Genomic DNA, 12,652 nt, shown 5'->3' with positions numbered 1-12,652 from the left:
CACGAAATGATGCTTTTGTCAAGCCCTGTTTTGAATTATTACGAAAAAAATCCTCCTACCCTCTCATTTCTGAGGGTAGGAGGATTTGTCAGCTTAACTTACTGACATTGGCCAATTTGGCCGGGACCATTTTTTATCCTTCTATCGCACTTTTGGCTGCGTCCATATCATTGGCCACCACCAGCAGTACCGAAGCACCCCGCTGTTCTGTCAGAGCACCCTCCAGCTTGGGAATCTCTCCAGGGCGGTAGCTCTCATTGGTGGCAATCTGGCCCTCCACATAGGCCTTCAGCGCTTCCAGTGCCTTTCCCGCCTTTTCCTCATCGGGCAGCACCAGCACTGCCCCCTCTTCACAGGTGGCTCCTGCCGAGCGCTGCACCGCACAGTCCTGGAGATCCTCCCGGACCAGCCCGTAGTCCCCCAGCTTATAGAGGGCAAAGGCGGTATCGCCGTCCAGCTCTTCCAGGGTCTCAGAAAAAGCTCCCGCCTCCACCATGGCACTTACCAAGTCGGTGGAATAGGCCTTTTCTTCCTTACCCCCGCCGCATCCGGCCAGCACACACAGGCCCATGGCTGCGGCCAGGGCCAAACTCATCAGTCTTTTCATGGTTTTGTTCCTCCTTACCCCATCGCCTTGCGCAGCAGTCCCACTCCAATGGGCGTGGGTCCGGTATGCACCCCGATGGTCATTCCTATCTGATAGGGCTTTTTGACCTCAGGCCGGTCGTAGCCCCGCTCCAACAGGCCCTCATAGACCTGCCGGGCAAATTCCCGATGCTCCTCCTGGTCCAGGCCAAACCCGGTAGCCAGGATGTACTGATTCAAATCCAGCCGTTCCTTCTCCACATACCGGAAAAAGAGCTCCCGCACCCGAATCAAGGACTTTTTCCGGCCCTGGGCAATGCCGTCGGTGACCAGTTCCCCATTTTCATAGCCGATGAGAGGCTTTACCCGGAGAAGTGCCCCTGTGGTGGCAGCCGCTTTTCCGATTCTTCCCCCATGGCGCAGATATTCCAGATCGTCCGTGGTAAAGAAGATCCGCCCGGTCTGGGGCAGCTCCTCCAGGGCGGCCACCGCCTGTTCCAACGTCAGATCCAAGTCCCGCAGCCGCACCGCCTCCTCTACCAGCAGGCCCTCCAGCACGGTGGCCAGTCTGGAGTCCATCACATAGATCGGTACCTGTGGGAACTCCTCCTGCAGCTCCGCGGCGGCGTTTCTGGCCGTCTGGTAGGAACCGCTGAACTGTCCGTTGAGACAGATGCACAAGATGGGAATACCCTGTTTGGCAATGGGGCAAAATGCCTCCAGATAATCCTCCATGGTGGGCATGGAGGTTTTGGGAAAGACTCCTGGCAGCGCAGCCATGCGCTGGTAGAATTCCCGTGTTGGGATGTCCCGTTCCTCTCGGTAATAGGTCTCGTTCCCCAGGGCGGCATAATAGGATACCATCTCCACCCCAAGGCTCTGGCACCTCTCTCGTCCCAGATCACAAGAGCTGTCACTCACAATTTGGAACTTCATATGCTTCTCCTTTGTTCTGTGGCCCGATTCCCTCTCTCCTGGGCCATACCCGTGTCCCACCCGGTGGGAATTAGCGTAAAGTATACACCCTTTTTACAGAAAACTCAACCGCAAATTATTTTATTTGCATGATCCGGCCCCTTTTCTTCCTGCCGGATCGTTCCCAGCTCTTTTTCTCCCCTTCCAAATCTCTGCTATCCAGCAGCATAACGGCACAAGGTAGAGATAAAAGGCAAAGGGCAGCACCGAGGTCCCAACTCCCATAGTAGCCAGAGGAACGCTGCAGGCAATGGCCCAGGGCACCAGCCCCGCCAAATTGATCACCGAGTTTCCAATGTTGGCCGCCATCTCCATGGGCGGCAGTTCCCGGCGGCGGTATTCCTCCCGTGTGAGCTGGGCACTGAGGACCGTGCCCACCGTCTGGTTACAGAACAGCATGCAGGTACCCAAGGACAGCAGGACATGGGTGGCAAACAGGCCAATCCGGTCCATGAGCCACCCCATTTTCTCCACCACCGGGTTCAGAAACCCGGTCCCGCTGAACAGCCCGGAGTAGGCGCAGGACAAAACCACAATGATTGCCACATCCAGCATAGAGCAAAGCCCGCCGCCTGACAGGATCTCCCGCAGTTCCGGCTCCGCGGCCTCGTATCCAGTCACACAGGCCCACAGCAGCTGCCCTGGGTCCATATGCTGAAGCAGCAGCGCACATAAGACGGACAGGACACAGCTGACCAGGATCGCCCCCACAGCACTCATCTTTATCCACGGCAGCACCAGCAGCGCCACCGCAGGCAAAATAACCGGCCAGCTCAGATGAAAGCCGGTGGACAGCGCCTGTAAAATCGCTCCATCCACCTGGTGAATCGGGTAAATCGGGGATAACACTGCGTAAATCACCAACGTGATGGAAAAGGGCAGCAGCGTATCCCGCCACATGCGGCTGCGAAACGCCCTGTCGTCCACACCCGCCACTGCTGCCGCTACCGCTGCGGCAGAGGAGGCCGGGGAGAGCCGCTCTCCCACATAAATTCCTGACATGATCGCCCCACTGGCAGCCAGCAAATTTGCGCCGCCGCTGCGGGCAATGGTCATAAGGATCACCCCCGCCGTCCCCACCACGCCAAAGGAGCTGCCAAAGGCCATGCTAAACAGGGCAGGCAGCAGAAAAGCTACCAACAGGAAGGTATTGGGCGTGATCAGAGAAACACCAGTGCGCACAAAAAATGCCACCGTCCCTCCTGCCCGCCACAGGGCAGTGAGCAGACCAATGAGCAGCAAAATCCGCAGTACCTTCCCCGCGGTTTTCATCTCCTTCATCGCCATGCGGCCCAGTTCCGGAGCCGAATAGCCCCGGCGCAGTCCCACCAGGGCAAAGCAAACCAATCCAACCAGCAGCGCCCAGGACAAACTGATCTCCAGCACCATGCACGCTACCACACAACTCAGAAATACAAAGAAAGCCAATAAAAGATCCATTTCTCCCATCCTCTCCGGCCCCATTGTAGCACCTGCCGTTGCTTTTGTCACCCATCGCAATCCTTTTCTCCTCACGAATTTTTGAAAAAGCCCCTCAGATCCCTCCATTCTTTCCTCCCCTTCCCCCTTTCTTTTCCACCTTTGGTGTGGTATAATAATTTGAGTTTGTATGTAAAGGTTGGAATATTTCGTGGGCAATGTTACACTAATTGGAATGCCGGGCTCCGGCAAAAGTACCGTCGGCGTTTTGCTGGCCAAATTTTTGGGCTATGGCTTTTTGGACGTGGATCTGCTCATCCAGCAGCAGCAGAATGCCCTGCTCCAGGAGATTTTGGACAGCCGGGGCGTGGCAGCCTTTTTGGATGCCGAGGAGCAGGCCGTTCTGGGTCTTCAGTGCGACGAGCATGTCATTGCCCCCGGAGGCAGCGCCGTATGCCGGGAACAGGCAGCACTTCATTTGAAGAAACTTGGTCCCGTTGTCTACCTGCGTGTGGAACTGGAAGAGCTTCAGCGCCGCATTCAGAATCTGTCCACCCGCGGTATCGCCATGGAGCCGGGCCAGACCCTGGCAGACGTCATGGCCATGCGCGCCCCCCTTTATGACAAATATGCCGATATCATTGTGGACTGCCCCGCCGGACAGAGTTTGGCTCAGACCGCTCAGGTCGTTTTGGAGCAGCTGCGTCAAAAGGGACTGCTCCCCTGAACATTCCGGCCGTATTTGCGCCCAGCGGACGCACCGTCTTATCGGCCCATTGCACCCCAGCCCGCAGGGAAAAACGCGGGCCGGCCGGGCAGAAAGGCCCGGCTGAATGAGAAAAGGAAGTAATCCATGACATTTCGTGACCTGGGGCTCAGCGCCCCCATTCTGCGTGCCCTGGAAGAACAGGGCTACGCCAAGCCCTCTCCCATCCAGGAGAAGGCCATCCCTCCCGCCCTCATTGGGCGGGACGTCCTGGGCTGCGCCCAGACCGGCACCGGAAAGACCTGTGCCTTCGCCACCCCCATCCTCCAGCGGTTGAATGCCGTCTCTCCGGAGAAGCGGACCATCCGAGCCCTGATCCTTACCCCCACACGGGAGCTGGCCATTCAGATCGGTGAGAGCTTTGATGCCTATGGCAAATACCTGAAGCTGCGCCACGCGGTCATTTTCGGCGGCGTGGGCCAAACTCCCCAGGTGGAGGCCCTGAAAAAGGGAGTGGATATCCTGGTGGCCACGCCCGGCCGGCTGATGGACCTCTATCAGCAGGGCCATGTAGCTCTGGATGGCCTGGAGATTTTTGTGCTGGATGAAGCGGACCGGATGTTGGACATGGGCTTTATCCACGACGTGAAGAAAATTCTCAAATGGCTGCCCGCCCAAAAGCAGACCCTTTTCTTCTCGGCTACCATGCCCCCAGAGATCACCGACCTGGTCAACTCCCTGCTTCATCACCCGGCCATGGTGGCCGTCAACCCCATTTCCTCCCCTGTGGAGGCCATCCGCCAATCCGTTTACCTGGTGGATAAAGGAAACAAGACCAACCTTTTAGCCTATCTGATGAAGAGAAAGGACGTGAAAAACGCCCTGGTCTTTACCCGCACCAAGCATGGGGCCAATAAGGTGGCCAGGGATCTGGGCAAGCTGGGGATCTCTGCCGCCGCCATCCACGGCAACAAGAGCCAGACCGCCCGGCAGCAGGCCCTTTCCGACTTTAAGGCAGGCCGCATCCGCTGCCTGGTGGCCACTGACATTGCCGCCCGCGGGCTGGATATTGAGGCCCTGTCCCATGTGTTCAACTATAACCTCCCCGAGGTGCCCGAGACCTACGTCCACCGCATCGGCCGTACCGGCCGGGCCGGCAAGGGGGGCGAGGCTATCGCTTTCTGCGATTTCGGGGAACAGCCTCTGCTCCGGGACATTGAAAAGCTCCTGGGCAAGCCCATCCCCCAGGTGGCGGACCACCCCTACCCCATGACAAATTTCGAGGCCCCCAAGCGGGACAAAAACGGCAAGATCATCAACGAGGAGGATGCCGAGGCCCGGCAGGCGGCCCGGCAGCTGCGCCAGCAGCGCCAGCAGGCCGGAAAGGCCGCTGAAAAGCATGCGGCGACTCAGGAGATTTCCTACCCCACCCCAGAGGATGTTCTTCCCACCGCAGAAGGCGGAGCGAAAAAATCCCGCCGGCGCAGGAAAAAGGCCGTCTCTGCTCAGCAGTCGCCCACACCTGCCGCCCCCGTGGCTCCTGCCGAGCCCACGCCGCCCATTCACCGCTCTACGCCCCCCAAGCGCGGGGTCCGTGCGGGTACTTTGATGGACACTGGGGATTCTATGCCCCGCACCGATTTCTACCGGCCCAATCCCCTGGACAGCGATGTCATTATGGACGCCACCGCCCGGCTTTTGGCTCCCAGACGGACTTCCCCGTCCGCTGCCCGCCCCGCGCCTCAGAACCCGTCCCATCCCGAGAACCAGGGCAGCCGCCGGAAGAAGAAAAAGCATACCTCCACCCCGTCCAAGCTTCCCCAGCTTCAGCTGGAACAGCTCCCGGCCAAAGGCCAGGAAGGAAAGGGCCACGGAAAAAAAGCAGCCAAACCTGCCCGGTCCGTCCCGCCCACGAAGGGCGAGCGCCCCACCCCCGCCCCTCAAATGAAAAAGCAAGGGGGCGCAAAACGCGCCCGGCATGACCGGCCCCGAGGAATGCCCCCGGAACCCAGGAGATCCCAGACCAAGGACTCCACCGAACAGCCCAGCCTGATGAAGCCGTATTACCTGGACATCGGCCGCTGAGTTCTTGAAACGCTCACATACTGATACGATTTGGAGGAGAAAAAAATGGATTATCAGGCCCTCTATCAACAGAAACTGACCACCCCTGAGGAGGCGGTCAAGGTAGTAAAGTCCGGAGACTGGGTGGACTACACCTGGTGCACCAACCACCCCATCGCCCTGGACAAGGCTCTGGCCGCCCGGAAGGATGAGCTCACCGACGTAAAGGTCCGCGGCGGCGTCACCATGTGGATGCCCGAGATCGCCAAGGCCGACGATGCCGGTGACCACTTCACCTGGCACTCCTGGCACTGCAGCGGCATCGACCGGAAGATCATCTCCAAGGGCATGGGCTATTTCGGCCCCATGCGCTACTCTGAGCTGCCCCGGTTCTATCGTGAGAACCTGGCTCCTGTGGACGTAGTCATGCTTCAGACCACCCCCATGGATGCCCACGGCAACTTTAACTTCGGTCTGGCCGCCTCTCACCTGGCCGACCTGATGAGCCGGGCCAAGTGCATCATCGTGGAGGTCAACCAGAATATGCCCTGGGTCTATGGTCTCACCGGCACGGAGATCAACATCAAGGACGTGGCCTACGTGGTGGAGGGCGACAATCCTCCCGTTGCCCAGCTAGGCGGCGGCGGCGAGCCCACCGACGTGGACCGCGCCGTAGCCAACCTGGTGGTACCCGAGATCCCCAACGGCGCCTGCCTGCAGCTGGGCATCGGCGGTATGCCCAACACCATCGGCGCCATGATCGCCCAGTCCGATCTGAAGGACCTGTCTGTCCACACCGAGATGTATGTAGACGGCTTTGTGGACATGGCCGCCGCCGGCAAGATCACCGGACGGCACAAGGCTCTGGATAAGGGCCGTCAGGTATTTGCCTTTGCCGCCGGCACCCAGAAGCTCTATGACTATGTGAACCGCAACCCCGATGTGATGGGCGCTCCCGTGGACTACACCAACGATGTACGGGTCATTGCCCAGATCGACAACTTTATCTCCATCAACAACGCCATTGACATGGACCTGTTCGGCCAGGTAAATGCTGAGTCCGCCGGCACCAAGCACATCTCCGGCACCGGCGGCCAGCTGGACTTCGCCATGGGCGCTTACCTGTCCAACGGCGGCAAGAGCTTTATCTGTATGTCCTCCACCATCACCGGCAAGGACGGCAGCGTGAAGAGCCGCATCGTCCCCACCCTCACCCCCGGCTCCATCTGCACCGACCCCCGCTCCTGTGTGCACTATATCGTCACTGAGTACGGTATGATCAACCTGAAGGGTCTGTCCACCTGGGAGCGGGCCGAGGCCATCATCTCCATCGCCCACCCCGACTTCCGGGAGCAGCTCATCCAGGATGCGGAGAAGATGCACATCTGGCGCCGCAGCAATAAGTAATTTTAACCGTTGAAAAAATCCCTGTGCCGACGGCACAGGGATTTTTTAAATCAGTTCCCACTGAAAGTTCTCCAGCTTCAGGCGGCTGCCCACCGTGGTTCCCTCGGGGAGCAGAAACATGGTGATGGAGTGCTCCTGTCCCCCGTCTCCGGCCAGCTGGGCGTAGTCCCCGTTAATGGACACCACGGTGTAGAAAATCGGTTCCATCCCTCTTCCCTCCTTTCGATTATCATATCTTCTTTTTTCTTGTCTGGCAATGGTCCCCGCTCCCTTCAAAAGTCCGGTTTATGGGACATTTCTTGCTGTATCATAGGGCCTTCAAAGAACGAAGGGAGCGGAAACGCGATGGATTATACGATGGTTTGGGTCAGAGGACATGTTGAGGTTTATGACTGGGCAGGGCGGTTCTGCTTCTCTGCTGACAATGAACGGGAAGCCCGTGAGGAGCTGGCTTTGACAGCCTGATCGCTCTTTCTGGGCGTTATGATCAAACAATCGGGAGCGGAAATCCGCTCCCGATTCTTTTGTGTTTCTGGACAGAACTCGCTTTTCCGGAACCGCCGGTACAGACACAGGAAACGGCACACGTAAACGCGTGCTTTTTCCCGCAAGTAAGAAAAGAAGGACATCCGGTTGGATGTCCTTCTTTGGTGTCTTTTGTTGCCGAAAAAGATACAGCCTGGAAAGCCTTGCGGCTCAATGGATTCAGGGTTTTGCGCAACTTGTATTTTTGTTTTTCTGCGCTTTTTTCAAGCCATTTCCGAACCCCCATATTGACATACTGACAAAGCCATGTGCAAACAGGATACGAAAAAAGGGCCATGCGTCAGCACAGCCCTCTTTCTTACTTCAGTCTTATGATCTGCTCATATAGCATACTCTGCCATACGTGAGTCCTCGTTGATTCTGTTGGCTGCCTCTTTTTTTGCCGCATCGATCCGTGTCTGCAGGTTCTGCTTTTCTTCCAGCAGGGTCTTGAGTTGCTCTGCTATCGTCAGATCCTCCATGTTGGCTAACGCCTGATCCAACAGGGCGTTCTGTTGTGCGGTCAGGGCTTCCAGTTCATGCTCCAATTCCAACAGGTTGTTACCGACCCCTTCCGGGGTACATACCATTCGGAGCGTCTCTGCCAGTTCATCCTGTAGGCCATCGCTTGCTTCGACTACCCGGTTAAGCACCGTGAGAATTGCGGTATGCAGCTTGTCCTCCGCCATGGAAGGCGAGTTATGGCAGTATTTTTTCCCAAATTCCAACCGGGAGACACACCGCCAGACGATCCGTTTGACGCCATTTCTGGCCCAGGTACACCGCTTATAGGGGGAACCACACTCCCCACAGACCAGCCGCTCACTGAGCGCATACTTGGCGGAATACTTGCCCTGTTCTGTTTTTCCGCTTTTCTGCAGAATCTTTCGCTTGCTGGTCCGCCGTGCCATCTCCTCCTGTACCCGCTGGTAGATGTCCCGCGGGATGATAGCAGGGTGGTTATCCTTGATGTAATACTGCGGCAACTCGCCGGTATTCTTCTTGACCTTCTTGCTGATGCAGTCTGTGGTGAAGGTCTTTTGCAGCAGGGCGTCCCCTACATACTTTTCGTTGGTGAGGATGTTATGCACGATCTGATGGGACCATGCCTTGACACCCTTTGCGGTGGCGATCCCATCCTGGGTAAGTTCTCTCTGGATCTGGCCCTCACTGCAGCCCTCCAGGTACCGGCGGAAGATTCGCCGCACCACCTCGGCCTCCTCCGGTACGATCTCCGGCTTACCGTCCGCTCCTCTTTGGTAGCCCAGCATGGATCTGTAGTGGAAGTTGACCTTTCCTTCTTTCATTGCCATCCGGATACCCAGCTGGATATTGGAGCTGAGTGATTCACTCTCGGCCTGGGCAAATCCGCTGAACAGAGTGATGAGGAACTCGCTGGACTCTGTCAGCGTATTGATATTTTCCTTTTCGAAGATGACCCCGATCCCCCTGGCCTTCAGCATCCGCACCGTCTCCAGGCAGTCTACGGTGTTCCGGGCGAAACGGGAGAGAGACTTTGTGAGGATGAGGTCGATCCCGCCCCGCTTGCAGGCGGTGATCATCCGGTTGAATTCTTTTCGCTTCTTCATACTGGTCCCGGTGATCCCCTCGTCCGCGAAGATCCCCGCCAGTTCCCAATCTGGGGACTCCTCAATTTTCTGGGTGTAGTAGGCTTTCTGGGCGGTGTAGCTGTTGATCTGCTCCTCACTGTCGGTGCTGACCCGGCAGTAAGCCGCCACCCGCTGCCTGCCGTGGAGCCTCGTCTTGTTGCTTGCTACATTGGACCGTGATGCCGGAATGCGGTGGATGGTGCGTTCCAGTGATGATTGTTCCATTTTGCTGTCCTTTCTGTTCCTAATCAGAAGTGTACGGTGATTGCGTTATCTGTTCCGATTATGATATGGGAGACCGTTCGTTCGAAGCGTTCCCAGTCGATTTGGTCGGGCTGCGTTTGGCTTACAGCCGTATCCACACCATCATCACAGCAGGCATACCGGGCAGCTGCCCCTTGCAGGATGTGGGAGAGAGCCTCCTTACCGTCTCCTGGCTGTTCCAACGCCCGGTTAATGGCATTGGCCAGGCGAACAGCCTCCGCAGAGGGCGCGTATGGCTTACATATGGGTTTTTCATGTGCCGCAAGCTGCCGTGCCGTCTGCGCAAGCAGTTCCTCCTTCCCGACAACAAATGCGTTTCTGCAGGCAGAACATTTCAGATGGACGTTTCCGGTATGCCCGATTGGCCCTCCGGTTCGGAGCAGGCGAGTCTGACAGCATCCGCTTCGCAGCTTTTGCCATAAGCCATCCGATTCCGTCCGGCGTGGAAACTTCCCACTTGTCTTTTCTGAGATCTTTTCCTGCACTTGCTGGAAGGTATCTTGGTCAATAATGGGTGGGTATCCATTTCCCCCGGCATAGCGAGAGTTTTCCAGCATTCGCTTGATTTTGTGCTTGTTCCACAGCGGCGATTCCTGAGAGAACGGGATGTTGTCCGCATTCATCCGGTCTGCCAGTGCCTGATAGGATAACCCGGCCAGATAGGTGGTAAATATATTTTGAACAGTGAGTCGTTCCTCCTCCTGGATGACCAGATCGCCGTGTATGATCTGGTAGCCATACAATATCTTCCGATTTGCCATTGCCTACGCCTCCAGCGTCTCTTGGAATTCAAATCCGCCATATAATTGAAAGCGGATGGTGCTCTGGGTATCTACAACGATTCGTTCCACCAGCTTGGTGAACAGGATTTCGTCAAAGCTGGACAGAGTCTCTGGTCCGTTCCGGATGGTATCAATCGTCAGGCGAATTGCATCGACCTGCTCATCAATATCCTCATTGCAAAGCAGCTTTCGCCTCTCCCGTCGTAGTTCTGTCAGCTTGGCGTTGAGTTCCGCCTGCTTTGCGGATAAGGCAGCCTTGTCCAGGAGACCTGCCGTGTGCAGCTTTGTGAGGTGATAACTCTGCTCGGATGCCGTGGCGATGGCTGTGTTGACCGCCAGCATGGCCGGGTTGCCGCGGTGCAGGGCATCTGACAAAGTATCCATTTGCCTCAGCACAGGTGACAGCACGATGCCGTCATGGGTGCGAAGCTTACGATATGCTGCTGCTCCTGGCGCACTCCGCCCGGAGCCTATCCTGCTCCGCCTTAACTTGGGCATAACGGACTGGATTTTCGGTTCTGATATTGTATCGTGGCATAAGAAAGATTCCCTCCAGTTCAAAACAGTTCTTCCTCGTCCGGCTCAATACGGACAAGAGCATACGGATCTTTCAAATCATTCCGTGTCAAAAGTCCAAGCTGCTTTAGTCGGATGGAGAGGGCAGCTTTGGATACCCCCAGGTTTTCTGCTACTGTTGCAAATGCCTGGTACTCTTTGGGCGCAAATACACGGTTTAACATACGGATTTTGGAGTACAATCCCACTGCTTCCATCTGTTTCACCAATAGATCCAGCGGCATTAATATGGCAGCTGTCAGCATATTAACACGCCATTCTTCCCAGTCCACTTGTCTCCCGCCATACCGTATGGAGGAATCTGTACAGCAATAGACATGTCGATGGTTTATACCTGGGGCATATTCTTTTGGAAAAAGCATTTTGAGGATCTGATGACTGGCCTCATGGACAAGAGTAAAATGCAGCCGTCCGGGATTTGCATCCGGCTCTGTCAGAGCGGATTCGATCAGAACCGTCTTGCCGTCCAGGTAAAAATGGGTCGGATTCTTGTTTTCATAAACCCTGACTCCTACCTGATCAAAAGCGGTCATGCCAAGAATGGAACCATCAATGGACAATGTCCTATATGTGATGTTGAGTCCAAGAAGGTTTCGAATCAAAACCTCTGGGCAAACCCGCTGGATCATAGCGCCTGTGGTTCCTACCATTCTCTGATAAGCGTTTACCACCCGTGTGGCAATGGCTTCTATCTCCCTTTTTGATAGGTATGGCACGCCGTCCCCTCCCTCCAGATGTAAACTATTATAATTATCTCAAAAGGATATGTCAATTATTATTTTATCTTTATGAGATAAATACATTGACTTAATGAATGATGGAATCTATAATATTTTTATCTGAAGGACGGAGGGATTATTATGCCAAGTGAGAAAAAAAGCCGGGGTACAGGCCCAGCCAAACTCGTTTCTTTCCGCCCCAATGCGGTTTGGAATACTGCCGAGGAACGTGCAGGTAATATCATTGGACAAAGACTTTCCATGGAACGAAAGCGACGTGGCCTTACCCTGGAGGCGCTGCGTGAGTTGCTGCAAAACCATGGTGTGGAGATCCAGATCCAGGGGTTAAACAAATGGGAAAAAGGACTTACGGTACCCAATGCATATCAGTTTATCGCCCTCTGTCGGATTCTTGGAATTGAGGACTGCATGGTTGGCATGGAGTCAGTGCTTTTGAACGATACGGGGCTGCGAAAGCTGGACGAGTACAAGATGGATCTCATTGCTTCTGGCCGCTATCGTCCTACTTCGGAGCGATATACAGAAACTTACATTGAAATGCCAGTCAGTACACTGGCTGTTTCGGCTGGAGTTGGTGAATTCTTGGATGAAGGCGGGTTTGAGATGATTCGCTTTCCCAAAAGTGCTGTCCCCAGTAATGCCGATTTCGGGGTTCGAGTCAATGGGGATAGCATGGAACCAGTCTATCATGACGGTCAGATTGTTTGGGTGGAAAAAAGGGATACTTTGCAGCCTGGAGAAGTAGGAGTGTTTATTTGTAATGGAGAAGGATACCTGAAGGTGTATGATCATCAAGAACCAAGCGAGGAAAGTAAAGATGATTATGTGGACAGCTATGGAATACTGCACCAACAAATCATTCTGGTTTCTTATAATAAGCTGTATTCTCCCAAGCTGATTTCGCCCAGTGACACATTTTTTGTTGTTGGGCGCGTTATTCCGGTCTAATTTAAATTGGAGAAGCGATGCTGGAAATGCCCTAGCTCCAAAAATCTACAC

Annotated in this window: 12 protein-coding genes; 4 read left to right on the top strand and 8 right to left on the bottom strand. The window is 55.6% G+C overall.

Annotation, left to right across the window (positions count from 1 at the left end):
* Nucleotides 1–133: 133 nt before the first annotated feature.
* The 3 genes from ACTQ3R_RS12915 to ACTQ3R_RS12905 all read right to left on the bottom strand — a co-directional run bounded on the left by ACTQ3R_RS12915 (nucleotide 134) and on the right by ACTQ3R_RS12905 (nucleotide 3,000).
* Nucleotides 134–607, bottom strand: coding sequence for a DUF4358 domain-containing protein (locus ACTQ3R_RS12915; protein WP_441779623.1), 474 nt, complete (start codon nucleotides 605–607; stop codon nucleotides 134–136).
* Between the two features lie 14 nt (nucleotides 608–621).
* On the bottom strand, nucleotides 622–1,521 hold the full coding sequence (locus ACTQ3R_RS12910) for a DegV family protein (protein ID WP_441779622.1): 900 nt from the start codon (nucleotides 1,519–1,521) through the stop codon (nucleotides 622–624).
* Nucleotides 1,522–1,641: 120 nt separating this feature from the next.
* The gene (locus tag ACTQ3R_RS12905; RefSeq protein ID WP_441779621.1) at nucleotides 1,642–3,000 is read right to left on the bottom strand and encodes a Na+/H+ antiporter NhaC family protein; all 1,359 of its coding nucleotides are present in this window, start codon (nucleotides 2,998–3,000) and stop codon (nucleotides 1,642–1,644) included.
* A gap of 190 nt (nucleotides 3,001–3,190) precedes the next feature.
* Between ACTQ3R_RS12905 and ACTQ3R_RS12900 the strand changes: the two genes are divergently transcribed.
* The 3 genes from ACTQ3R_RS12900 (at nucleotide 3,191) to ACTQ3R_RS12890 (ending at nucleotide 7,156) form a co-directional block, all read left to right on the top strand.
* Nucleotides 3,191–3,706, top strand: a complete 516-nt coding sequence (locus ACTQ3R_RS12900) for a shikimate kinase (protein ID WP_441779620.1) — start codon at nucleotides 3,191–3,193, stop codon at nucleotides 3,704–3,706.
* A 126-nt stretch (nucleotides 3,707–3,832) separates the two neighbouring features.
* Nucleotides 3,833–5,770, top strand: coding sequence for a DEAD/DEAH box helicase (locus tag ACTQ3R_RS12895; RefSeq protein WP_441779619.1), 1,938 nt, complete (start codon nucleotides 3,833–3,835; stop codon nucleotides 5,768–5,770).
* 45 nt (nucleotides 5,771–5,815) lie between these two features.
* The gene (locus ACTQ3R_RS12890; RefSeq protein ID WP_441779618.1) at nucleotides 5,816–7,156 is read left to right on the top strand and encodes a butyryl-CoA:acetate CoA-transferase; all 1,341 of its coding nucleotides are present in this window, start codon (nucleotides 5,816–5,818) and stop codon (nucleotides 7,154–7,156) included.
* A gap of 45 nt (nucleotides 7,157–7,201) precedes the next feature.
* Here the strand turns inward: ACTQ3R_RS12890 and ACTQ3R_RS12885 are convergent, their stop codons facing one another.
* From ACTQ3R_RS12885 to ACTQ3R_RS12865, 5 genes are all read right to left on the bottom strand, one after another.
* Entirely contained in the window at nucleotides 7,202–7,363 is a 162-nt protein-coding gene (locus tag ACTQ3R_RS12885) for a hypothetical protein (RefSeq protein ID WP_441779617.1), read from the bottom strand.
* Between the two features lie 659 nt (nucleotides 7,364–8,022).
* Nucleotides 8,023–9,516: a recombinase family protein gene (locus ACTQ3R_RS12880; RefSeq protein WP_441779616.1), complete on the bottom strand. Its 1,494-nt coding sequence runs from the start codon at nucleotides 9,514–9,516 to the stop codon at nucleotides 8,023–8,025.
* Nucleotides 9,517–9,539: 23 nt separating this feature from the next.
* On the bottom strand, nucleotides 9,540–10,316 hold the full coding sequence (locus ACTQ3R_RS12875; protein ID WP_087265828.1) for a recombinase family protein: 777 nt from the start codon (nucleotides 10,314–10,316) through the stop codon (nucleotides 9,540–9,542).
* A 3-nt stretch (nucleotides 10,317–10,319) separates the two neighbouring features.
* On the bottom strand, nucleotides 10,320–10,721 hold the full coding sequence (locus tag ACTQ3R_RS12870; RefSeq protein WP_441779615.1) for a hypothetical protein: 402 nt from the start codon (nucleotides 10,719–10,721) through the stop codon (nucleotides 10,320–10,322).
* Nucleotides 10,722–10,894: 173 nt separating this feature from the next.
* Nucleotides 10,895–11,542, bottom strand: a complete 648-nt coding sequence (locus tag ACTQ3R_RS12865) for an ImmA/IrrE family metallo-endopeptidase (protein WP_242964087.1) — start codon at nucleotides 11,540–11,542, stop codon at nucleotides 10,895–10,897.
* A gap of 231 nt (nucleotides 11,543–11,773) precedes the next feature.
* On the opposite strand from ACTQ3R_RS12865, the gene ACTQ3R_RS12860 reads away from it, so the two are divergent.
* The gene (locus tag ACTQ3R_RS12860; protein WP_441779614.1) at nucleotides 11,774–12,601 is read left to right on the top strand and encodes an XRE family transcriptional regulator; all 828 of its coding nucleotides are present in this window, start codon (nucleotides 11,774–11,776) and stop codon (nucleotides 12,599–12,601) included.
* Nucleotides 12,602–12,652: the final 51 nt, after the last annotated feature.

The organism is Lawsonibacter sp. LCP25S3_E2 (assembly GCF_052117285.1).
Taxonomy (GTDB): domain Bacteria; phylum Bacillota; class Clostridia; order Oscillospirales; family Oscillospiraceae; genus Lawsonibacter.
This window is presented reverse-complemented; position numbering and strand designations above follow the sequence as displayed.